Annotated in this window: 20 protein-coding genes and 1 tRNA gene; 10 read left to right on the top strand and 11 right to left on the bottom strand. The window is 71.4% G+C overall.

What is annotated here, in order from left to right; all coding sequences use genetic code 11:
• Positions 1-14 precede the first annotated feature (14 nt).
• Positions 15-491 carry a hypothetical protein gene (locus tag HCK04_RS01950; protein ID WP_142645099.1) on the top strand — a complete coding sequence of 159 codons (477 nt, stop codon included), beginning with the start codon at positions 15-17 and terminating at the stop codon, positions 489-491.
• 112 nt (positions 492-603) lie between these two features.
• Here HCK04_RS01950 and HCK04_RS01945 read toward each other — a convergent pair whose 3' ends face one another.
• Both HCK04_RS01945 and HCK04_RS01940 read right to left on the bottom strand, forming a co-directional pair.
• Entirely contained in the window at positions 604-1,905 is a 1,302-nt protein-coding gene (locus HCK04_RS01945) for an ABC transporter substrate-binding protein (protein WP_142645098.1), read from the bottom strand.
• A 206-nt stretch (positions 1,906-2,111) separates the two neighbouring features.
• Complete coding sequence (locus tag HCK04_RS01940) at positions 2,112-2,708, bottom strand: response regulator (protein WP_260617025.1); 597 nt, start codon at positions 2,706-2,708, stop codon at positions 2,112-2,114.
• Between the two features lie 112 nt (positions 2,709-2,820).
• Between HCK04_RS01940 and HCK04_RS01935 the strand changes: the two genes are divergently transcribed.
• Positions 2,821-2,906 (top strand) — tRNA-Leu (locus HCK04_RS01935).
• Between the two features lie 77 nt (positions 2,907-2,983).
• Here HCK04_RS01935 and HCK04_RS01930 read toward each other — a convergent pair.
• Positions 2,984-4,162 (bottom strand): helix-turn-helix domain-containing protein, encoded by a 1,179-nt coding sequence (locus HCK04_RS01930; RefSeq protein WP_142645097.1) that lies wholly within the window; start codon positions 4,160-4,162, stop codon positions 2,984-2,986.
• A 187-nt stretch (positions 4,163-4,349) separates the two neighbouring features.
• On the opposite strand from HCK04_RS01930, the gene HCK04_RS01925 reads away from it, so the two are divergent.
• From HCK04_RS01925 to HCK04_RS01895, 7 genes are all read left to right on the top strand, one after another.
• Positions 4,350-5,306 carry an ABC transporter ATP-binding protein gene (locus tag HCK04_RS01925; protein WP_142645096.1) on the top strand — a complete coding sequence of 319 codons (957 nt, stop codon included), beginning with the start codon at positions 4,350-4,352 and terminating at the stop codon, positions 5,304-5,306.
• A complete protein-coding gene (locus tag HCK04_RS01920) occupies positions 5,294-6,190 on the top strand; it encodes an ABC transporter ATP-binding protein (protein WP_240970791.1) in 897 nt (298 codons plus the stop codon). The genes HCK04_RS01925 and HCK04_RS01920 overlap by 13 nt, the downstream gene beginning before the upstream one ends.
• Positions 6,190-7,080 carry a branched-chain amino acid ABC transporter permease gene (locus HCK04_RS01915; protein ID WP_142645095.1) on the top strand — a complete coding sequence of 297 codons (891 nt, stop codon included), beginning with the start codon at positions 6,190-6,192 and terminating at the stop codon, positions 7,078-7,080. Before HCK04_RS01920 ends, HCK04_RS01915 begins: the two co-directional genes overlap by 1 nt.
• 250 nt (positions 7,081-7,330) lie before the next feature.
• Positions 7,331-8,359: a branched-chain amino acid ABC transporter permease gene (locus HCK04_RS01910; RefSeq protein WP_142645235.1), complete on the top strand. Its 1,029-nt coding sequence runs from the start codon at positions 7,331-7,333 to the stop codon at positions 8,357-8,359.
• The gene (locus HCK04_RS01905; protein WP_142645094.1) at positions 8,320-9,594 is read left to right on the top strand and encodes an ABC transporter substrate-binding protein; all 1,275 of its coding nucleotides are present in this window, start codon (positions 8,320-8,322) and stop codon (positions 9,592-9,594) included. Before HCK04_RS01910 ends, HCK04_RS01905 begins: the two co-directional genes overlap by 40 nt.
• A gap of 75 nt (positions 9,595-9,669) precedes the next feature.
• Positions 9,670-10,815 (top strand): acyl-CoA dehydrogenase family protein, encoded by a 1,146-nt coding sequence (locus HCK04_RS01900; protein WP_142645093.1) that lies wholly within the window; start codon positions 9,670-9,672, stop codon positions 10,813-10,815.
• A complete protein-coding gene (locus tag HCK04_RS01895) occupies positions 10,812-11,246 on the top strand; it encodes a thioesterase family protein (protein WP_168065553.1) in 435 nt (144 codons plus the stop codon). The genes HCK04_RS01900 and HCK04_RS01895 overlap by 4 nt, the downstream gene beginning before the upstream one ends.
• A gap of 16 nt (positions 11,247-11,262) precedes the next feature.
• On the opposite strand, the gene HCK04_RS01890 is transcribed toward HCK04_RS01895, so the two are convergent.
• The 5 genes from HCK04_RS01890 to pyk all read right to left on the bottom strand — a co-directional run bounded on the left by HCK04_RS01890 (position 11,263) and on the right by pyk (position 17,526).
• Positions 11,263-11,871, bottom strand: coding sequence for an NAD(P)-binding oxidoreductase (locus HCK04_RS01890; protein ID WP_168065551.1), 609 nt, complete (start codon positions 11,869-11,871; stop codon positions 11,263-11,265).
• An 11-nt stretch (positions 11,872-11,882) separates the two neighbouring features.
• Entirely contained in the window at positions 11,883-12,164 is a 282-nt protein-coding gene (locus tag HCK04_RS01885) for a hypothetical protein (RefSeq protein ID WP_142645091.1), read from the bottom strand.
• Between the two features lie 126 nt (positions 12,165-12,290).
• Positions 12,291-14,135: an ABC transporter ATP-binding protein gene (locus HCK04_RS01880; RefSeq protein WP_142645090.1), complete on the bottom strand. Its 1,845-nt coding sequence runs from the start codon at positions 14,133-14,135 to the stop codon at positions 12,291-12,293.
• Positions 14,132-15,925: an ABC transporter ATP-binding protein gene (locus tag HCK04_RS01875; RefSeq protein WP_142645089.1), complete on the bottom strand. Its 1,794-nt coding sequence runs from the start codon at positions 15,923-15,925 to the stop codon at positions 14,132-14,134. Before HCK04_RS01875 ends, HCK04_RS01880 begins: the two co-directional genes overlap by 4 nt.
• Before the next feature lie 167 nt (positions 15,926-16,092).
• Positions 16,093-17,526, bottom strand: coding sequence for a pyruvate kinase (pyk, locus tag HCK04_RS01870; protein WP_142645088.1), 1,434 nt, complete (start codon positions 17,524-17,526; stop codon positions 16,093-16,095).
• A 198-nt stretch (positions 17,527-17,724) separates the two neighbouring features.
• On the opposite strand from pyk, the gene HCK04_RS01865 reads away from it, so the two are divergent.
• Positions 17,725-18,489 (top strand): hypothetical protein, encoded by a 765-nt coding sequence (locus HCK04_RS01865; protein ID WP_142645087.1) that lies wholly within the window; start codon positions 17,725-17,727, stop codon positions 18,487-18,489.
• Here the strand turns inward: HCK04_RS01865 and HCK04_RS01860 are convergent.
• The 3 genes from HCK04_RS01860 to HCK04_RS01850 all read right to left on the bottom strand — a co-directional run bounded on the left by HCK04_RS01860 (position 18,410) and on the right by HCK04_RS01850 (position 22,296).
• Positions 18,410-18,826 carry a DUF2784 domain-containing protein gene (locus HCK04_RS01860; protein ID WP_142645086.1) on the bottom strand — a complete coding sequence of 139 codons (417 nt, stop codon included), beginning with the start codon at positions 18,824-18,826 and terminating at the stop codon, positions 18,410-18,412. The genes HCK04_RS01865 and HCK04_RS01860 overlap by 80 nt on opposite strands.
• Before the next feature lie 108 nt (positions 18,827-18,934).
• Positions 18,935-20,632, bottom strand: coding sequence for a S8 family serine peptidase (locus tag HCK04_RS01855; RefSeq protein WP_240970790.1), 1,698 nt, complete (start codon positions 20,630-20,632; stop codon positions 18,935-18,937).
• A gap of 179 nt (positions 20,633-20,811) precedes the next feature.
• Positions 20,812-22,296 carry a glutamate synthase subunit beta gene (locus tag HCK04_RS01850; RefSeq protein WP_142645085.1) on the bottom strand — a complete coding sequence of 495 codons (1,485 nt, stop codon included), beginning with the start codon at positions 22,294-22,296 and terminating at the stop codon, positions 20,812-20,814.
• Positions 22,297-22,357: the final 61 nt, after the last annotated feature.

Raw genomic sequence — 22,357 nt, 5'->3', positions numbered from 1 at the left:
GAACAATGTTCGGTATGACCCGAATCCCCCTCCGCACCGCACTGGTCGTCTCGGCGCTCGCGGTGGGCCTCGCCGCCTGCCAGTCGGCGTCCTCCGAACCCGGAGCCTCTCCGGACTCCGTCTCGTCCCTGGGGACCGCGTCCGGGAAGACGACCGGCGCGGTCTACGTCACCGGCGCGAAGGCCGACGACGACCCCTGCGCCCGCGTGGTGTCCGCCATCGGCTACCTGGGGCTGTCGCTGCTGCCGGCCGGGCAGGAGGAGGCCCAGCACTGGGACGGGGACGTACGCGGCCGCTTCGGCTATCTGCGCGGCACGCTGGCGATGTACGGCCCCCACCTGCCGGCCTCCGCCTCGGCCTCCGTCTCGGCCATCGACGGCGTCGCCGCGACCCTGTCGCGGGCCGACACGGCCGGCTCGGAGCGTACGGACCTGCTGCGCCGGTATCGCAAGGCGTCCGCCGCCGTCCTCACCGCCTGCGGCCGTTCCTGAGCCGCCACGGCGAGACGCCCCGCGACCGGCCGGCCGTCCTTCACGGCCCGCGGGTCCCGGGCACGCGGAAAGGGCCCGCTCCAGACGGAGCGGGCCCTTCGTGTGTCCGCGATCAGCCGGCGATCTTGCCGGTGTTGAAGGCGATGTTCTTGTTGGTGTTGTCGGGGCCGTACTCGTAGATGCCGATCGTCGCCTCGGCCGGGTCACCGGCCTCGTTGAACTCGATCGGGCCGGACGCGCCGTCGTAGTCGATGTCCTTGCCCGCCGCCAGCAGGTCGTTGCAGGACTTGAAGTCCTTGCACTTCTCGCCGCCGGTGGAGACCTCCTGCAGGTGGGCCGCGATGTCCGCGGGCGCGTCGCTCTTGGCGGCGACCGCCGCGAGCGCGGTCAGGATGGTCGCGTCATACGACTCGGGACCGTAGTTGAAGTCCTTGAGGTTCGGGTCGACGCTCAGCAGCTTGGCCTTGAAGTCGTCCGAGACCTGAGCGCCCGGCTGGGTGCCCTTGGCGCCGTCGAGCGTGCCCTTGGGGAAGCCGTCCTTGCCCGTGCCGTAGTTGGACAGGTTGCCGTCGACGAAGTAGTACTTCACCTTCTTGGCGGTCAGGCCCTGCTTGACGAGCTCAGGAATGATCTTCTTGGTCTCGTCGAAGCCGATCAGCGCCACGGCCTTCGGGTTGGCTTCCTTGATCTTGGCGACGTCCGCCGAGTAGTCGGCCGCCTTCGGGTCGTAGATGACCTTCTCCACGACCTGGCCGCCGCCGCCCTCGACCGCCTTCTGCACGTTGTCGGCGAGGCCGGTGCCGTACGCGTCCTGGAGGGCCAGGATGCCGACCGTGTCGTTGCCGTCGGCGAGGATCAGGTCGCCGAGGACACGGCCCTGCAGCACGTCCGGCGGAGCCGTACGGAAGTACAGACCCTTGTCGTTGTAGGTCGTGAACTGGTCCGAGGTGTTCGCCGGCGAGATCTGGACGACGCCCGCACCGGTGATCTTGTCGATGACCGACAGCGACACCGAGGACGAGGCGGCGCCGATGACCACGTCGGCCTTCTGCTGCAGCAACTTGTCGACAGACTGGGACGCAATGTTGGTCGAGGTGTCGCCCGAGTCCGTGTCGATCTGCGTCACCGGCTTGCCGAGAACACCACCGGCGTCGTTGATCTCCTTGACCGCCAGCCCGACACCCGCGAACTCCGGCGGGCCGAGGAAGGCGAGCGAGCCGGTCTGCGGCAGCAACGTGCCGACGGTGAGAACGCCATCGCCCTGGGCGGTGGCGGCAGCGGGCGCCGAGGACTCGGCAGCCGGCGCCGAGGAAGCCGGCGCGGCGCTGTCCTCACCACCGCCACAGGCCGTCAGCGCGAGGCTGGCGGCCGCGGCGACGGCCAGCGCCCGCCCGAGGGGGGCAATGCGGATCATGAAGCATCTCCTTCATCCAGGCCCGGGAATCGTCAGCGCTGCCGACTGGTCCCGATCGAATGGCTGAAAGGTACATAGCCGCGGCAAGCCCCGACCAGGGATGCATCAGAACTGTCCGCACTTGGATGCGGAGTCGTAATAACTCCTCAACTTAGCGGGACGGCCCCTGACCAGGAGTCTTCCGAACCGCGCTCCGCAGGGCGTGATCAGGCGGGCGGCTGGGCCTCGCCGCCGTTCCCGCTGACCACGATCTGGGCCACCTGGCGCATGCTCATCCGCCGGTCCATGGACGCCTTCTGGATCCACCGGAAGGCCTGCGGCTCCGTCCACCCGTGCTGGGCCATGAGCAGGCCCTTGGCCCGCTCCACGAGCTTCCTGGTCTCCAGCCGCTCCGACAGCGTGGAGACCTCCTTCTCCAGCGCGGCGATCTCCTCGTGCCTGCTCACCGCCATCTCGATGGCCGGAACCAGGTCGCCCTTCGTGAACGGCTTGACCAGGTAGGCCATCGCGCCCGCGTCCCTGGCCCGCTCGACCAGGTCGCGCTGCGAGAACGCGGTGAGAATGAGGCACGGCGCGATGCGTTCCGAGACGATGCGCTCGGCCGCGGAGATCCCGTCCAGCACGGGCATCTTCACGTCGAGGATCACCAGGTCAGGGCGGAGCTCCACGGCGAGTTTCACCGCCGTCTCACCGTCGCCGGCCTCGCCGACCACGGCGTAACCGTCCTCTTCGAGCATCTCCTTCAGGTCGAGGCGGATCAGCGCCTCGTCTTCCGCGATCACCACTCGCCGCTGCGTACTCACGCACAAGAGGTTACCGACGTCCGCTACATTAGAACCACGTCAGGTGGAAGATGATCGACTGCCCGTCGATCACTCTAAACTTGGACATATCGGGACATAGTCCGATAAAAGCGCCGGAATGATGGAATGGCAGACATAGACGCCTCAAAAGCGTCCGCCTGAAAGGGCGTGCGGGTTCGAATCCCGCTTCCGGCACCAAGAGTCACGGCCGGAAACCGGTGGCCACGTCCGGCATCGTCGCGCGCCCGTGTAACCGGCACGTCCGATACGGGAAATCAGGTGCCGGGGAGGAGACGGACGGCGTCGAGGGCGAGGGACAGCTCGACGACGTCCAGGGGGCGGGCCAGCGACCGGCCGGTGAGCTGCTCGATGCGGCGCACGCGGTTGAAGACGGTGTTGCGGTGGCAGTAGAGTTCGGCCGCCGCCCGGACGGCCGACCCCTCGCAGCGCAGCCACGCCTCCAGCGTCGCGAGCAGCACGCCGCCGTCGGACGAGGCGATGATCGGGCCGAGGACGCCGCCCGCGAGGTGACCGGCCAGCTCCGGCTGGCAGACCACCAGGGCGGCGGGCAGCCGCTGATCCAGCCGCGCGATCTCCGGCCCGGTCCCCGAGCAGGTGCGCATGGCCACCTCCGCCAGGCGGCGGGCCGTGCCGAGGTCGGCGAGGCTCTCCACCACCGGGCTGACGCCGGCGCTCGCGAAGACGACCGGCGTGATCGCCGCCACCAGGTCGTCCAGCTCCCGGTCGCCGAGGTGCACCACCGCCATCTCCAGGTCAGGGCGCATGCGCCACAGGAACCGCAGCCCGCCGATCTCGTCGGGGCGGTGCACGCGGTCGGGCTGCGCGGGCAGCCGCGTTGTGACGACCGCATAGCGGCCGTGCTCCGGCAGGCCGAGGGCGCCCGCCGCCACGCCCGCCACGGCCGGGTCGGCGCGGCCCTCCAGGAGGGCGTCGAGCATGGCGTTGACACGCTGGTTGGTCCGGCCGAGCAGCTCGTTCTCCCGGCGGCGGTAGGCGTCGGCCGCAGCCACGGCCTGGCGGTCGATGGCGTGCCAGACGTGGGTGGCGCTGCGCAGCAGGGCGGGCAGCCGTTCCTGGCCCTGGTCGCCGATGATGTCGATGACGCCGTTCCAGGTGACCTGCGCGGCCAGGCGGTAGCTGCGCATGAGCGAGTCGAGCGGCAGCCCGAACTCGGCCCGCCTGCGCCCGACCGTCTGGGCGTACGCGACGTCGCGCCGTTCGTGCCGGGGCTGCAGGATCGCGGTGATGCCGACGCGCAGCCCCTCGTGGGTGCTCTTCCAGTGGTCCTCGAAGGGGACCGTCATGCGGTAGGCCTCGTCGCTTTCCCTGCCGCGCTTCACCAGCTCGTCGGCGAGCTCGGGCAGCCGTTCCAGCAGGCCTGCGGCGGAGGTCCGCAGCAGTTCCCGGACCTCGGCGTCCGTCCTGGACCTCATGCCCCGAATGTGCCAGCACACAGCGTCCGGAACAAGGTTCGGTTTTCGTTTCGTGATGCGGGATTGTGCTGGAGCACAGGGCGCGACGGGCGGGCATGGGCTGGGGTCCCGACTTGACGTCCGGCGCTGGACGGCCCTCGACCACGGTGGGTTGGGTGTGCCTTCATCGAAGTCACAGGAGGCGCGGATGTCTGGTGAGGCGGGCCCGGAGACCGACGGCCCGAGGATCGAGGGCCCGCGGATCGCGGACCCCGAGGAGACCGGTGGCCTCGATATCAGGGGCCTGGATGTGCGATACGGCCCCGTGCGCGCCCTGCGCGGCGTCCATCTGTCCGTGCCCGTGGGCACGGTGGCCGCGGTGCTCGGCGCGAACGGCGCGGGCAAGACGACGCTGCTGCGTGCCGTGTCGGGGACGCTGCGGTTCCACCGGGGCGCGATCACGTCGGGGACGGTCGCCTTCGGCGGATTCCGGCTCGACAGGGTGCCGGCCGCGGCGGTCGTACGGCGCGGCGTGGTCCAGGTGCCGGAGGGGCGACGGGTGTTCGCCCGCATGACGGTGGCCGAGAACCTCCGCGCCGGAGCGCTGGGCGTGCCGGGCAGGCGCGCGGCGGAGGGCCGCGAGCGGGTGTTCGAGCTCTTCCCGGTGCTGGCCGAGCGGGCCCACCAGCGGGCGGGCCTGCTGTCGGGCGGCGAGCAGCAGATGCTGGCGATCGGACGGGCGCTCATGGCCGGGCCGTCGCTGCTGCTGCTCGACGAGCCCACGCTCGGGCTGGCGCCGCTGATGGCGGCCCGGATCGCCGACACCGTGCGGCAGATCAACGCCCAGGGGACGTCGGTGCTGCTGGTGGAGCAGAACGCGGCCATGGCGCTCGCGCTGGCCGAGCGGGCGTACGTGCTGGAGGTCGGCGAGGTGGCGCTGTCGGGCCCGGCGGCGGACCTCGCGGCCAGCGACGAGGTGCGCCGCCGCTATCTCGGCGTCGGCACGCCCGAGACAGACCGACCGGTCGGTACCGGCCCCGGCCCTGCCCCAGACTCTGCGACCGGCTCCGCGACCGGCTCCGCCCGCGACTCTGCGACCGGCTCTGCCCGCGACTCTGCGACCGAGAAGCACGAGAGGACCAGGCTGGCGAGATGGACGGCATGACCCACCGCCGCGGCGAGCCGCGCGCGTACCCGGCGAGGCGGCGACGCATACCCCTGAGAAACCAACCGGTCGGTACGGTCGGCGGCGACGGCCCGGCGGAGCTCGTGGTCAGCGAGGTGACGGTGCGCTTCGCCGGGCTCACCGCCCTCGACGCGGTGAGCTTCACCGTGGCCCCCGGCAGCGTGCACGCGCTGATCGGCCCTAACGGCGCGGGCAAGTCCACCTGCTTCAACGTGCTGTCGGGCGTCTACCGCGCCACCTCGGGCAGCGTGCGCTTCGGCGGCGCCGAGCTGACGTCGCTGCGCCCGCACCAGGTGGCCGCGCTGGGCGTGGCGCGGACGTTCCAGAACATCGCCCTGTCGCCCCACCTGACGGTGCGCGACAACCTCATGCTCGGGCGGCACCGCCTGACCCGTGCCGGCTTCGTCTCGGCCGGCCTGCGGCTGCCCGCGGCCAGGCACGAGGCCGTACGGCACGGCGCGCGGGTGGCGGAGATCGCGGAGTTCGCGGGCGTCGGCGACGCGCTGTCCATCCCCGTGGGGCTGCTGCCGTACGGCGTGCAGAAGCGGGTGGAGCTGGCCCGCGCGCTGTGCATGGAGCCGCGGCTGCTCCTGCTGGACGAGCCGGTGGCGGGGATGAACGGCGGCGAGCGGCGCGAGATGGCCGGCCTCATCGAGTCGGTGCGCGAGAGCCTCGGCATCTCGATCCTGCTGGTCGAGCACGACATGGGCATGGTCATGCGGATCGCCGACGCGGTGACCGTGCTCGACTTCGGCAGGCGCATCGCCGACGGGCCACCCGAGGAGGTCCAGCGCGACCCCGAGGTGGTCCGCGCCTATCTCGGCGACTTCGGCCGCCCCTCCGATGAACGGGGGGAGGCGTGATGGCGGTCTTCCTGGAGCTGCTCGTCAACGGGATCTCGGTCGGGGCCGTGTACGCGCTGATCGCGCTCGGCTTCGTGGTGATCTTCAAGGCGACCGAGGTGGTCAACTTCACGCACGCGTCGCTGCTGCTGGCGGGCGGCTACGTGATCGCCCGGCTGCACCCGCTGATCGGGTTCTGGGCGGCGCTGGCGGCCGGGATCGCGGCGGCGGCGGTGGTCGGCGCGCTGGTGGAGTTCCTGATCCTGCGGCGGGCGCACGTCGGCTCGCGCGGTGTGCTGGCCATCGTCACGATCGGCGTGGACATCCTGCTCACGACCGAGCTCACCCGGCAGATCGGCACCGAGGTGCTCGCCCTCGGCGATCCATGGGGCGACCGGGTGCTGCACTTCGGGCCGGTCACGGTCGCCGAGACCCGTGTCGTGGCCCTCGTGGTCGCCGCCGCGCTGATCGTGGCGTTCCTGCTCGCCTTCAAGTTCACCGGCTGGGGCGTGGCGATGCGCGCCACGGCCGAGGACGCGGAGACCGCCGCGCTGATGGGCGTACGGCTCGGCCGCGTCTCGCTCAGCGCGTGGGCCGTCGCCGGGGCGCTGGCCGCGGTCGCGGCGATGTTCCTGTGCGTGTTCCCGACGCCGGGCCTCGACAGAGGGACGGCCGCGGCGGCGATGAAGGCGTTCCCCGCGGCCATCCTCGGCGGGCTCGACTCGACCACGGGCGCGCTGGCCGGCGGCCTGATCGTGGGCGTCACCGAAACGCTGATGAGCGGCTACCAGAGCGAGCTCGCCTTCCTGGGCCGCGGCATCGGCGACGCCGCGCCGTTCCTCGTGATGATCGTGATCCTGCTGCTGCGGCCCGCCGGGCTGTTCGGCACGAAGGAGCCGGCCCGTGTCTGAACCCACGCCCGACGCCGCCACGCCCGTACGCGACACGCCCCCGACGGCAGCGCCCCCGACAGCAGCGCCCCCGACAGCAGCGCCCGCACTAGAGACGCCCGCACCCGGCGCGTCCCGGTCCCGCCCGGCCGCGCCCAGGATCACCGCACGCGCCCTCCGGTCGGTGCTGCGTTCCCCGGCACGGACCCTCCGGTCCGTGCTGCGTTCCCCGGCACGGACCCTCCGGTCCGTGCTGTGGCTCGCGGTGGCCATGGTGGCCGTCGCGGTCCCCTTCTACCTGGAGGGGTTCTGGCTGCAGGCGGGGCTGTTCGCGATGTCCGCGGCGATCGGCGCGATCGGGATCAACCTGCTGACCGGGGCGACCGGGCAGCTCTCCCTGGGACACGCCTTCTTCCTCGCGGTCGGGGCGTACTCCTACGTCTCCCTGTCGACCGACCTGGGCCTCCCGACGCCGCTCGCGGCCGTGGCCGCGGTGATCGTCGCGGGCCTGTGCGGCGGCCTGTTCAGCCCGATCGCGGGCCGCCTCAAGGGCGCCTACCTGGGCATCGCCACGCTCGCCCTGATCTTCGTCGGCCAGCACATCCTGTTCAACGCCGAACCGGTGACCGGCGGCTTCAACGGACGGCCGGTGCCGCCGATGGAGCTGTTCGGCCTCGTCTTCGCCGACACTCCGGAGCTGGTGGTGCTGAACGTGCCGTTCGGTTCGCTCGAACGGCTGTGGTTCCTCGGGATCGCGCTGCTCGTGGGCGCGGCCGTGTTCGCCAGGGGCGTGCTGCGCGGCCGTCCCGGGCTGGCGATGAACACCATCAGAGACCACGAGATCGCCGCCGGGGTCATGGGCGTCCCCGTCGCCCGATACCGCGCGGGCGTGTTCGTCCTGTCGTCCATGTACGGCGGGCTCGCCGGGGTGCTGGTCGCCCTGGTCTTCCAGCAGGTCGTGCCGGACTACTTCGGCATGCTGCTGTCGCTCGACTACCTCGCGATGATCGTGATCGGCGGCCTGGGATCGGTCGCGGGAGCGGTCGCCGGGGCCGCGTTCGTCTCCCTGCTCCCCCAGCTGCTCACGCGCTACAGCGACGCCCTGCCGCTGGTGGCCGAGCCGGGTTCCGGCGGGGTCTCCCCCGCCGAGGCCGCGCGGATCCTCTACGGCGCCGCCGTCGTCGCGGTGGTGCTGTTCCTGCCCGGCGGTCTGGCCGGGCTCGCCACGCGGCTCGGCCGCGTTCGACTCAAGGAGCTCAGATGGGCAAAATCGGCACCCGCGCCGGCGTCGCGGCGTTAGCCCTGCTGTCCCTGGCCGTCTCATCGTGCGCGAGCGGCAAGGCCACGGGCGGAGGCGACGGCGCCGGGGCGGCGGCCGGCGGCGACGGGGTCAAGACCGGCCCCGGCGTCTCGGCCACCACGATCACCGTGAGCGCGCTCACCGACCTGACCGGTCCGTACGCGTCGTTCGGCAAGAGCCTGACGCAGGCACAGCAGCTGTACTTCGACCAGGTCAACGCCGCCGGCGGGGTCTGCGGCCGCAAGTACGAGCTGATCGTCCGCGACCACGGCTACGACACGCAGAAGGCCGTGGCGGCCTACACCGAGGTCGCGCCCAAGTCGGCGGCGATCCCCCAGTTCATCGGCTCCCCGATGATCACGGCGCTGAAGCAGCGCATCGACGGCGACAAGCTGCTCACGATCCCGATGGCATGGGCGACCACGCTGCTCGGAAGCCGGGCCATCCAGGTGACCGGCACGACGTACGACGTGGACATGATCAACGCCGTCGAGTTCCTCGTGAAGGAGAAGGGGATCACGTCCGGTGACAAGATCGGGCACCTCTACTTCGAGGGCGACTACGGCGAGAGCTCGCTCAACGGCTCGAAGTACGCCGCGGACAAGCTCGGCCTGCAGATCGTCGAGCAGAAGATCAAGGCGACCGACCAGGACATGAGCGCCCAGGTGGCGGCGTTCAAGGCGGCCGGGGTCAAGGCCGTGCTCGTCTCGGTGGGGCCCCGGCAGACGGCCTCGCTGGTCGGCGTGTCCCTGGCCAAGGGCATGGACGTGCCGTTCGTCGGCAGCAACTCGGCCTACTCTCCGCAGCTTCTCCCGACCCCGGCCGGGCCTGCCCTGCTGAAGGACTTCTACTACGTGTCGGCGGGGACGCCGGTCAGCGCCCAGAACCCGTCGATGCAGCGGCTGGTGGCCGACTACCAGGCGAAGTATCCCGGCGAGACCATCGACAGCGGCGTGCCCACCGGCTGGAGCGCGGCGATGATCGTGGACGAGGCGATGAAGAAGGCGTGCGAGGCCAAGGACCTCACCCGTGAGGGCGTCCTGACCGCGCACCGCACGCAGTCGGGCTTCGGCGGCGACTTCGGCACGCCGATGGACTTCACGTTCTTCGACAAGCCCGCCTCCCGGTCGTCGTACGTGCTCAAGCCCGACAAGGCGGCGCTCGGCGGCGCGGTGGTCCTCAGGGAGGCGGAGGTCTCCGAGCTGGCGAAGGACTATCCGGTGCCGGTGGGCTGACGGGCGACGGCCGCCGCGTCCGCGCCGGAGGTCAATCGCTAGCATCCCCCTACCGAACAATCGTCTGGAGAATCGATGCGACGCACCATCTACGGCGAGGACCACGAGGCATTCCGCGACTCCGTCCGGCAGTTCGTGATCCGCTCCGTCGCCCCGCGGGCCGAGGAGTTCATCGAGCGCCGGCTGATCGACCGCGAGGTGTGGCGGGAGGCCGGCCGGCAGGGGTTCCTCGGCCTGGAGGTCCCCGAGGAGTACGACGGCGCGGCGGCCGGCGACTACCGCTTCAACACCGTGCTCATCGAGGAGCTCGCCGGGGTGGGCATGGCTCTGGCGTCCAGTTTCGGCATCCACTTCGACGTGGTCGCGCCCTACCTGGTGGAGCTGACGACGGACGAGCAGAAGAAGCGCTGGCTGCCGCCGTTCTGCTCGGGAGAGCTGATCACCGCGATCGGCATGACCGAGCCGAGCGGCGGGTCGGACCTGGCGGCGCTGCGCACGACCGCCGTAAGGGACGGCTCCGACTGGATCATCGATGGTTCCAAGACGTTCATCACGAACGGCTACCAGGCCGACCTCGTCGTGGTGGCGGCGCGCACCAGCCCGGAGAAGCGGGCCAAGGGCATCACGCTGTTCGCGGTCGAGGAGGGCATGCCCGGCTTCCACCGGGGGCGCAAGCTGGACAAGGTCGGCCAGCCTGAGGCCGACACGGCCGAGCTGTTCTTCGAAGGCGTGCGGGTGCCGGCCGCCAACGTGATCGGCGAGGTGGACCAGGGGTTCATCGCGATGATGGAGCGCCTCCCCCAGGAACGGCTCGGCAGCGCGGTCACCAACATCTCCCACGCCGCCGCCGTGCTCGCCGAGACCCTGTCGTACGTGAAGGAGCGCAAGGCGTTCGGCCAGGCGATCGGCAGCTTCCAGTACAACAAGTTCACCCTCGCCGACCTGGTGACGAAGGTGGAGGTGACCCGGGCGTACGTCGACCAGTGCGTGGCCGCCCACACCGCCCGGGAGCTGACGGCGGTCGACGCGGCCAAGGCCAAGATGTGGACCGCCGAGGTGCAGAACCAGGTGATCGACGCCTGCGTGCAGCTCTACGGCGGCTACGGCTACATGAAGGAGTATCGCGTGGCGCGGGCCTGGGCGGACGCCAGGGTGACCCGGATCTGGGCGGGGTCCAACGAGATCATGCGCGAGATCATCGGCCGGGACCTCGGACTGTGAACGAGCCCGTGATCGACCGGACGGCCTATCCCCACTGGCGTGACGTGCCCACCCGATGGAAGGACAACGACGTCTACGGGCACGTCAACAACGTCGTGCACTACTCGCTCATGGACACCGTGATCAACACCTGGCTGATCGAGGAGGCCGGGCTGGACATCCACGAGGGCCCGGCGATCGGGCTGTGCGTGGAGTCGCGCTGCTCCTACCACGCCTCCGTGTCCTTCCCGCAGGTGATCAGCGTGGGCCTGCGGATCGGGCGCCTCGGCCGCTCCAGCGTCCGCTACGAGCTCGCGCTGGTCGCCGGGGACACGCTGGTCGCCGAGGGCGACTTCACGCACGTCTTCGTGGGCCGGCGCACCCGCCGTCCCGTGGAGATCGGCCCGCCCCTGCGCCCCGCCATGGAACGCCTGCTCCTTCCCCACGCGTGACTTACGGGTGGCGGGCTCAGCGCCCGTTGACGTTGACCGCCACCCGGCTCAGGTGACCCTCCTGCGCGATGTCCAGCAGGGTGGCCGCCACGTCCGCCCTGGTCAGGGCGTGCGGCATGCCCAGCAGCTCGCGGCGGATCACGACCGCCCCGGTGGCGGGCCGGTCGGTGAGCCGGGTCAGCCTGACGATGGTCCAGTCCAGGTCGCCGGCGCTCACGGCCCGCTCCAGGTCGCGGGCGTCGGCGTACTGGGTGGCCAGCAGGCGGCGCAGCAGCCACAGGACCAGGAACGGCCTGCGGGCGACGATCGGATAGGGGGTGGTGACGATCAGCCGCCGGACCCTGGCCTCGGCCATCGCCCGCATGACGGTGCGGGTGGCCTCGGCCGCACGGTGCGGGTCGCGGCTGTCGCCGCCGTTGATGATGGAGATCACCGCGTCCGCGTCCGCCACGGCCGTGCGCATCTTCTCCAGGTCGCGGCCGTCGCCCTCGACGACGGCGTGCGGTCGCGCTTCCAGGGCGGCGGCGTTGCGGGTGAAGGCGGTGACCCGGTGGCCGCGGCGCAGCGCCTCGGCCAGGACGTATCGGCCGGTGTGGCCGGTGGAGCCGATGAGAGTGAGGTTCACGGACGTTCTCCTCAGCGGTTGGCGGGCCGGTTGACGACGGCCACGGCGACGATCAGGACGAAGGCGGCCAGCGTGGTCAGGGTGCGCAGGTCGTGGAACAGCTCCCAGCGCCGGAAGATCTCGGCGTAGCCGGCCGGCACCGGGCCCGCGGCCCATTGGAAGGTCAGGCGCACGTCCAGCGGAACGGCTCCGAACGTGGGGATCTCGTTGGCCGCGCCGTACGCGAACGCGCCCGCGAGCAGGCCGGTGGCCAGCAACGCCACCCCGTGGACATACCTCTGTGGGGTTTCCATGACCGCCAATACTCGTCCGGCCGGAGCGCGGCGGCGTCCTGCCCATGGAGTCATCCGCCGCTACCCCACCGGGATCAGCCCGGCCGGACGGGCTAAGCCGCCGGGAGTAGCCCGCGGTGGCGGGCCTCAGGCGAGGCTGTCGAGCCAGGCGCGGTGGAGGCGGGCGAACCGGCCCGCTCCGGCGATCAGGCGGTCCGGCGGGCCGTCTTCCACGATCCGGCCGTGCTCCATGACGAGCACCCGGTCGGCGATCTCCACGGTCGACAGGCGGTGGGCGATGATCAGCGCGGTGCGGTCGGCGAGGATCGTCCGCAGCGCCCGCTGGACGAGGCGCTCGCTGGGCACGTCGAGGCTGGAGGTGGCCTCATCGAGGATCAGCACGGCGGGGTCGGCGAGGAACGCCCGGGCGAACGCCACGAGCTGCCGCTGCCCGGCCGACATGCGCCCGCCGCGCTTGCCGACCTGCGTCTGGTAGCCGTCCGGCAGCATGGAGACGAACGTGTGGGCGCCGATGGCCTCGGCGGCCCGCTCGATCTCCGAATCCGGCGCGCCGGGCCGCCCGAACCGCACGTTGTCGGCGACCGTCCCGCTGAACAGGTAGTTCTCCTGGGTGACCATCACAACGTGGCGGCGCAGGGTGTCCTCGTCCAGGTCGCGCAGGTCCACGCCGTCGAGCAGCACCCGCCCGGCGACCGGGTCGTGGAACCGGGCGATGAGCTTGGCCAGCGTGGTCTTGCCCGCGCCCGTGGTGCCGACGACGGCCACGGTCTGCCCGGCGGGGATCTCCAGGTCGAGCAGTGGAAGCACCGGCGGGCCGCCGGGATAGGCGAACCGGACGGCCTCGAACCGCAACGCCCCCGCGGCGCGCGGCAGCGGCACCGGGCGGCGGGGCGGTGCCACCGAGGGCCGCTCCTCCAGCACGCCCGACAGCTTCTCCAGCGCCGCCCCGGCCGACTGCAGCGCGTTGTAGAACTGCGAGATCTCCTGCATCGGCTCGTAGAACTGGCGCAGATAGAGCAGGAACGCCGCGAGCACGCCCACCGTGACCGTGCCGTGCAGCGCCAGCAGGCCGCCGTACAGCAGGACTGCGGCGATGGTGATGTTGCCGATCAGCTTGATGCCGGGCATGAACACCGCGACCAGGCGCATGCCGCGCGTGTTGGCGGCGCGGTAGTCCGCGTTGAGCCGCGCGAAGATCTCCTGGTTGCGCGGCTCCCTCCGGAACGCCTGCACCGCCCTGATCCCGGTCATCGACTCCACGAAGTGCACGATCACCAACGCCACCGCCTCCCGCGTACGGCGATAGGCGACGCTCGACTCGCGGCGGAACCACCGGGTGAACAGCAGCAGGACCGGCAGCGGCAGCAACGCCACCAGGCCGAGGCGCACGTCGAGCACGAGCAGCATGACCGCGGTGCCGCACAGCGTGAGCACGGCCGTGACCAGGCCGTCGAACCCGGAATCGAGCAGCTCCGCGATCGCGTCCACGTCGGAGGTGAGCCGGGAGATGACCCGCCCCGAGGTGTACTTCTCGTGGAACGACAGCGACAGGCGCTGGAAGTGGTCGAAGACCCGGCGGCGCAGCTCCAGCAGGATGTCCTGGCCGATCCGGCCCGACATCTGCAGGAACGCCTGCCGGGTGAGCGCCTGGGTGAACGTGGCGCCCAGCAGCGCGCCGACGATCGCGAGCAGCGTGCCCGCGCCCTGTCCGCGCAGCATGGGCGGGATCCCGTCGTCGATGCCCGCCTTCACGAGGTACGGCAGGGCCAGCCCGGCGGCGTTGGACACCACGATGACCGCCGTGAGCACGGCGATCGCCCTGCGGTGCGGGCGCAGCAGGTCGCCGAGCAGGCGGCGCGACCGGGTGCGCAGCAGCAGGGAGACCCGCTCGGAGATCTCGTCCCGCTCCTCCGCGGCGACCCCACGCCACGTGTCTGTCTCCGTCGCGTCGTCGGCGGGCCGCTGGGTCATCGCATCGATCCCTCGGGGTCGAGGTCGGCGTCCTGGGCGAGCAGTTCGCGATATTCCGGCACGGCCGACAGCAGGTCGCCGTGGCGGCCGACGTGGGTGACGGTGCCGTCGCGCAGCAGCGCGACCCGGTCGGCGAGCAGCACGGTCGAGGCGCGGTGGGCCACGACGATGCCGGTCGCCTCGGCGAGCACCCGCCGCAGCGCCTCCTCGACCAGCGCCTCGGTCTCCACGTCGAGCGCCGACAGGGTGTCGTCGAGGACGAGCACCCGCGGCCTGCCGAGGACGGCCCTGGCCAGCGCGAGCCGCTGCCGCTGACCGCCCGACAGCGACATCCCCTGCTCGCCGATGCGGGTGTCGAGCCCCCACGGCAGGTCGTACGCGAACGTCGCCTGCGCGATCTCCAGGGCCTGCCGGATCTCGTCCTCGGTGGCGTGCCCGTGGCCCAGCGTCACGTTCTCGCGGACGCTCATGGAGAACAGCGTCGGCTCCTCGAACGCGGTGGCGACCACCGAGCGCAGCGAGATCAGCGACAGGTCGCGCACGTCGTGCCCGTCCACGGTGACACGGCCCTCGGTGACGTCGAGCAGGCGGGGCACGAGCGCGGTGAGCGTCGTCTTGCCCGACCCGGTGGCCCCGACGAGGGCGACGGTCTCCCCCGGCCGCACCTCCAGCCACACGTCGCGCAGCACCGGCCGGTCGGCGCCGGGGAAGCGGAACCCGACGCCTTCGAAGCGCACGTGGCCGCGCGGACGCTCGATGACGGCCGGGCCGCCGCTGATCGCGGGCACCGTGTCGAGCACCTCGATCACCCGGTCGGCGGAGGTCATGGCCTCCTGGCCCATCGTGAGGATGTAGCCGAGCGAGGCGACCGGCCACACGAGCTGGAGCACCAGTGTGGTGAACGCGACCAGGGTGCCGAGCGTCAGCGCGCCGGCGCCGACCGCGATCGCGCCGAGCAGGAGGACGAGGGCGAGCGTGACGTTCGGCACGACTTCGAGGAAGGTGAAGAACCGGGAGGCCAGCCGCACCTTCGCCAGCGAGGTGCGGCGGATCTCGCGGGCGGCGGCGGCGAAGGTCCCGAACACGTGCTCGCGCCGCCCGAACGCCTTGACCGTGCGGATGCCCACGGCCGACTCCTCGACCAGCGTGGCGAGGTCGCCCTGCTGGTCCTGCACCTGCCGGGAGACGACCCTGTAGCGCCGCTCGAAACGCAGCGACAGGGCCACGATCGGGACGGCGGAGACGGCGACGAGCAGGCCGAGCGGCCAGTGCATCCGCAGCAGCACCACGGTGACCGCGGTGAGCTGCAGGATGTTCATGATCAGGAACAGCATGCCGAAGCCGAGGAACCTGCGGATCGTCGACAGGTCCGTCGTCGCCCTCGACAGCAGTTGCCCCGACTGCCATCCGTCGTGGAAGCTCATCGGCAGCCGCTGGAGATGCCGGTAGAGGTCGTCGCGGATCGCGGTCTCCAGGCCGAGGACCGGACCGGCCTGCGACCAGCGGCGTACGAACGTGAGAACGGCCTCGGCGACGCCGAGGCCGACGGCCAGCAACCCGAGCGGGACCAGCCCGCCGAGGTCCCCGTGGGCCACCGGGCCGTCGATGATCTCCTTGCTCACCAGCGGGATCACCGTGCCCGCGGCGATCCCGAGCAGCGCGGCTACCCAGCTCACCACCAGGCTGCGCACGTACGGGCGCAGGTAGGACCGCAGTCGCCACAGCGAGTGCCATGGTCTGTGACCAGTGCCGCCGCTCGCGCCGGGCCCGGGGTCCTGGGGGGAGTCCATCAACGGGCGCAGCGCTCCTCCGGCATCCGGCACGACGGCATCTGACAGGAAAGGTCGACTCGATCCTGCCATGCTCCGTCGAAGGACGCCGCGCCTTCAAGGGGTTTTCCCCCGCCGCCGGGTGCCCCAGGTCATGCGGCCCGGGCACCCGGGCGTGCGCCGGGAGGTCAGCTCGACGGGTGGGCGACCGCCGAACCGATGGTGTGGACGCGCAGGGCGTTGGTGGAGCCGTGGTTGCCGGGCGGCGACCCCGCCACGACGACGACCTTGTCGCCCTTCTCACAGACGCCGAGCGACAGCAGCGAGGCCTCGACCTGGCGGACCATGTCGTCGGTGTGGTGCACGAACGGCACCTCGAACGTCTCCACGCCCCACGTCAGCGCGAGCTGGCCGCGCACCTGCGGGTTGGAGGTGAACGCCAGCAGCGGGATCGGCGAGCGATAGCGGGCCAGCCGCCGGGCGGTCTCGCCGGACATCGTGAACGCCACCAGGGCCTTGGCCCCGACGATCGCGCCGACCTCGGCGGCGGCGCGGGCGATGGCCCCGCCTGTCGTCTCGGGCAGGCGGTCCAGCGTGTGGGTGGCCTGCAGCGTGGTGCTCTCGGCGGCTACCGCGATGCGGGCCATCGTGGAGACCGACTCGATCGGGTAGTTGCCCACCGAGGTCTCGCCGGACAGCATGACCGCGTCCGCGCCGTCCATCACGGCGTACGCGACGTCGGACGCCTCGGCGCGGGTCGGCCGGGGGGCGCTCATCATCGAGTCGAGCATCTGGGTGGCCACGATGACCGGGTGGGCCTTCTCGCGGCACAGCTCGATGATGCGGCGCTGGACGATCGGCACCTGCTCAAGCGGCAGCTCGACGCCGAGGTCGCCGCGGGCGACCATCACGCCGTCGAAGGCGTCCACGATCTCTTCGAGGCGGTCGACGGCCTGCGGCTTCTCGATCTTGGCGAGGAGCGGGAGCCTGACGCCCTCCTCCTCCATGATCCCGTGGACCAGCGCGGCGTCGTCCGGCGACCGGACGAACGACAGGGCGATCATGTCGAAGCCGGTGCGCAGGGCCCAGCGCAGGTCCTCCTCGTCCTTCTCCGTGAGCGCCGGGGCGCTGACGGCGACGCCGGGGAGGTTGAGGCCCTTGTTGTCGGAGATCATGCCGCCGATGACCACGCGGGTGACGACGCGCGGCCCCTCGACCGCGGTCACCTCGAGGTTCAGCCGTCCGTCGTCCACGAGGATCGTGTCGCCGGGCTTGACGTCGCCCGGCAGGCCCGCGTAGGTCGTGGAGACGATGTCCCGGTCTCCGGGGACGTCCTCGGTCGTGATCGTGAAGACGTCGCCGAAGCCGAGCCGTACGGGACCGGAGGCGAAACGTCCGACGCGGATCTTGGGACCCTGGAGGTCGGCGAGGACGCCCACGGCGCAGCCCAGCTCGTCGGCGGCGGCTCTGACCCGGTCGAACACCTCCTTGTGCAACTCGTGGCTGCCGTGCGAGAGGTTGAAGCGGGCGACGTTCATCCCCGCCTTGATGAGCTCGCGTAGGCGCTCCGGTGAGGAGGTGGCGGGCCCGAGGGTACAGACGATCTTTGCTCGACGACTCACAGCACTACCCTAATTGGTACAGACCACTTGCAGAGACGGGCGCACACAGCTGTCGCCAAATGTTCAGACACTTCACGCGATCACCCGCGTGCCCTAGCCTTGGCAGCCATGGGACGTACCCGGACTTGGGGGGCAATAACGGCGCTGTTCACCCTGGCCGCGTGCGCAGGACAGGCTACCGAATCGGCAGCGCCGCCGATGGGTGTTTCGGTGTCGCTCAACCAGTGGCGCAGCGACGAGACATCCCATGAGCTCGAGGTGTCCGTGCGCAACGACACCACCACGCGGGTGCGCTTCCAGGACGTCCAGCTCGTCACGGACTCGTTCGCGACGCTCCCGCCGGCCCCCGTGGACACCACCCTCGGCAAGACGCCGCGTACGGACCTGCGGATCCCGTACGGCGAGGCGCGCTGCGACCCGGAGAAGATCCCGCCGGTGCGCCCGGCCACGGTGGTGGCGCACATCCAGGTCGGCGACGGCGCCCTGCACAAGGTGGAGTTCCCGGTCCACCACCCCGATCCCACGCTGGACGGGCTGGTGAAGGCCGAGTGCGGGGCCTACATCCTGCGCCAGTCGGTGGACGTGACGTTCGGGGACACCTGGACCCGCGCGGGCCGGACCCTCCACGGGAACCTCGTCGTCACCAGGAAGGGCGGCTCCGAGCCGGTCACCATCGACGAGCTCGGCGCCACCACGCATTACACGATGCTGCCCCGCTCCGGCAAGAGCCGGCCGGTGGCGGTGCTCGCGGCGGACGCCACCCGGCTGGAGATCCCGGTGGAGATCACCCCCATGCGCTGCGACTGGCACGCCTTCGCCGAGGCCAAGAAGGCCTACCTGTTCCCGGTCTACGGCACCGTGGGCGGCGGCGAGAAGCGCTACCTCATCGCGACGCCTCCGGCTCCGGTGCAGCAGACGTTCCTGTCGTACGCGCAGGACGTGTGCGGCGTCGGCGGATCCTGATCGCGAGCCCCGCCCAGGAGGCGAGCACGACGGCGATCACCGCCAGCCGCACGTGCCACACGTACGCCTCCGGATAGACGACGCCCTCGATGTAGGTGTCGATGAAGCCGCCCGGCAGCAGCCCGCCCTCCCCCGCCCTGGCCCGCGCCCAGTTCTCCAGCGCGGTCAGCGGGCACTCCACGAGCCCGGTGAGCTGCACCAGGCCCCAGGCGGCCAGCGCGAGGTGCGGCCAGATCAGCCGGGGCCGCCACCAGGCGAGGAAGCCGCCCAGGGCGATGTAGGCGATGACGACGAAGTGCACCACCATCGTGGCCTGCCAGACCAGCCCGTAGATCATGCTCTGCCCTCCTCGCGGAGGAGGGTAGGCCCGCCGTAGCCCGCCGGACATCCGGCGGGCTACTCAGACGCGTACTCAGGCGGCCCTGGAAACGGCCCAGGAGGCCGCTCAGGACGTGACGGTGGCGGCTCGGGCGGCATTGACCAGACCGTGCCCGAAGAAGCCGTTCTTCGCCGTGGGCCCCTCGCAGACCTGGCTCTCGCCCGTGCTGTAGCGGTAGGTGCGGGGCGTCGGGCAGCCCTTCGGGGTCGCCGTCGCGTACAGCAGGCGCTCCACCTGCGCGGGGTCCATCTGCAGCCCGCCCCTGCCCGGCTTGCCGAACCGGCCGATGATCAGCGCTGCCACCCCGGTGACGTGCGGCGCGGCCATGGAGGTGCCCTCCAGGTACTGGTAGTAGGCGCACTTGCCGCCCTGGCAGTCGCGGACCACCGACGACGTCTTCGGCTTGCCGTCGGCGAACAGCAGGCCCCTGGCGCGCAGCACGTGCTCGGGGGCGGCGGCCAGGATCTCCCGGCTCACGCCCTTGAGATCGGTGCCGCCGTCGAACAGGTCGCCGCCGGGCGCGGAGATGTCGGTCTGCTCGACGCCGTAGTCGGAGTACGGCGCCTTGCGCCCGCTGGGGCCGACGGAGGACACCGAGATGACGCCGTCGAGCTCGGCCGGGACGTTGAGGCAGGTGTTGTCGATGATCCGCTTCTTCTCCGAGCCCTTGGGGAAGTCGGGGCTGGAGGTGTCGGTCTTCACCTTGCCGAGGTCGAGGCTCTCGTTGCCGATCGCGCTGACGAGCGTGACGCCACGCGTGTAGGCGTACCTGACCGCGCGGCGCATGCCCTCCAGGATCCCCCGCTGCTCAAGGCTCTCCCTGGTCGTGTCGCTCGGGTTGCTCGCGCAGTTGAACGTCCAGGGGTCGACGTAGAAGCTCATGTTGACCACGTCGACGCCGACGTCGGCGGCGTACTCCAGGGCGTCCATGGTGGGCTTGAGGAAGAAGAAGCCCGAGTCGGTGCCGGCGCGGAGGTTGACCAGCGACACGTCGGGGGCGACCCCGGCGACGCCGATGCCGTTGATCGGCGAGCCGATCGTGCTCGCGACGTGGGTGCCGTGGCCGTCGTCGTCGACGTCGGCCGGGTCCTTGCAGCCCGCGTGCTCGCAGGGCCCGTCGAGCGGCTTGCCGTTCTCGTCGAAGGGCTGGTCGATCACGAAGTTGCGGCTGAGCGCCCGGTTGAAGTTGGGCGCGATGTCGGGGTGATTGCCGTCGATGCCGGTGTCGATGACGCCCACCAGCACCTTGTGGCTGCCCCGGGCCTTGGCGTACGACCCGGTGGGGGTGGCGCCGATCATCTTCATGTCCCACTGGCGGTCCGAGAGCGGGTCGCCCCCCTGTGCCGCTTGCTTCGGGGCCGCTTGCTTCGGGGCCGCATGCTTCGGGGCCGCTTGCTTCGGGGCCGCCCGGACGTGCTTCGGGGCCGGCCCGGCGTGCTTCGCGCGCGGCGCGACGGGCACGTCGGCGGTCCTGCCGATGGGACGGTCGAGCGTGACGCCGACCACGGAGGGATCGGCGCCGATCCGCTCGGGATCGGTCGTGCGCACGACGAAGTAACCGAGCTTGTCGTCCCGCGCCTGGATGGTCGCTCCGGCTGCCTCGACCGCCCGCTGCGCGGCGTCGCCGCCGCCGTCCTTGTAGAAGACCAGGTAGTTCTGCGCGGGTTCGGACGCGGTCGCCGCCCCCGGCAGTCCCGCGGCCCCCAGCCCGCCGAGCAGCGTGATGGACATGATGGCCCCGGCGAGCCGCCCCCGTGCGTGCAACGATCCTCCTCGATTGCGGGCACCCGGTGCCGGGGCCCCTCGATACGGGCTCAGCATCCTCCCGGCAGCCGTACGCGCTCGCAACCCGGCCACCGAATTGGGATATGCCCGTTTTATCCCCTAAATGCCCACACCGGCCGTGGTCCGGTCCCCTGGGACCACGGCCGGTGGATCACGTCTCAGACGAGGGGGCGCGCCGTCGGAGGGATGGGAACGGGCAGCACGGTCCGCCCGCTCAGATAGCTGTCCACCGCCGCCGCGGCCGAACGGCCCTCGGCGATCGCCCAGACGATCAGCGACTGGCCGCGGCCCATGTCGCCGGCCGCGAACACGCCCTCGACCGATGTCGCGTACGACGCGTTCCTGGCCACGTTGCCCCGGGCGTCGAAGAACGACTCCGGGTCGCCGGACAGCGCCGCGAGGTCGTTCAGCAGCGGGCCCTTCTCGGGGCCGAGGAAGCCCATGGCGAGCGTCACCAGCTCGGCCGGGATCTCCCGCTCGGTGCCGGGGATCGGCTTGAAGCCCGCCGCCGGGCCCTCGACCTCGACCAGGCGCAGCGCCCGCACGTTGCCCTCGTCGTCGCCGACGAACTCGGTGGTGGACACCGCGTAGACGCGGTCGCCCGCCCCGGCCTCCAGCTCCTCGTGCGCGCTCTCCATCTTGAACAGCATCGGGTAGGTCGGCCACGGCTGGCTGCCCGGACGCGTCGCCGGCGGCTTCGGCATGATCTCCAGCTGGGTGACCGACAAAGCCCCCTGGCGGATCGCCGTGCCGATGCAGTCGGCGCCGGTGTCGCCGCCGCCGATCACGACGACGTGCTTGCCCTTCGCGGAGATCGGCGACTCGGGGAAGTCGCCGTGCTGCGCCTTGTTGGCCGGCGGGAGATACTCCATCGCCTGGTAGACGCCCTTGAGCTCGCGGCCGGGCACCGGCAGGTCGCGCCACGCCGTGGCGCCGCCCGCCAGCACGACCGCGTCGAACTCCTCGCGGAGCTGCGCCGCCGTGACGTCCACGCCGACGTCGACGCCGGTGCGGAACTCGGTGCCCTCGGCCTCCATCTGGGCGATGCGGCGGTCGACGTGCCGCTTCTCCATCTTGAACTCGGGGATGCCGTAGCGGAGCAGCCCGCCGATCCGGTCGGCCCGCTCGAACACGACCACGTCGTGCCCGGCGCGGGTGAGCTGCTGCGCGGCGGCGAGACCGGCCGGGCCAGAGCCGACGACCGCGACCTTCCTGCCCGTCCTGGCCGCGGGCGGCTGCGGCGTGACCCAGCCCTCGGCGAAGGCGCGGTCGATGATCTCGACCTCGACCCGCTTGATCGCGACCGGGTCGGAGTTGATGCCGAGGACGCACGCCGACTCGCACGGCGCGGGGCACAGGCGGCCGGTGAACTCCGGGAAGTTGTTGGTCGCGTGCAGCCGCTCGATCGCCTCACGCCAGTCGTCGCGGTAGACGAGGTCGTTCCACTCGGGGATGAGGTTCCCCAGCGGGCAGCCGTTGTGGCAGAACGGGATGCCGCAGTCCATGCAGCGCGCGGCCTGCTTGGTGAGCGCGGGCCGGGGGAAGTCCTCGTAGACCTCGCGCCAGTCGCGGATGCGAACGTCGACCGGGCGGCGCGCCGGCAGCTCACGCCCGTGTGTCAGGAACCCCTTCGGGTCAGCCAACGGTGTAACCCCCCTCTATCCCTGTGCGGAAACGGTCGCGGAAACGGACGCGGTGATTCGC

It is taken from the genome of Microbispora sp. CL1-1 (assembly GCF_012034195.1).
GTDB lineage: Bacteria > Actinomycetota > Actinomycetes > Streptosporangiales > Streptosporangiaceae > Microbispora.
This window is presented reverse-complemented; position numbering and strand designations above follow the sequence as displayed.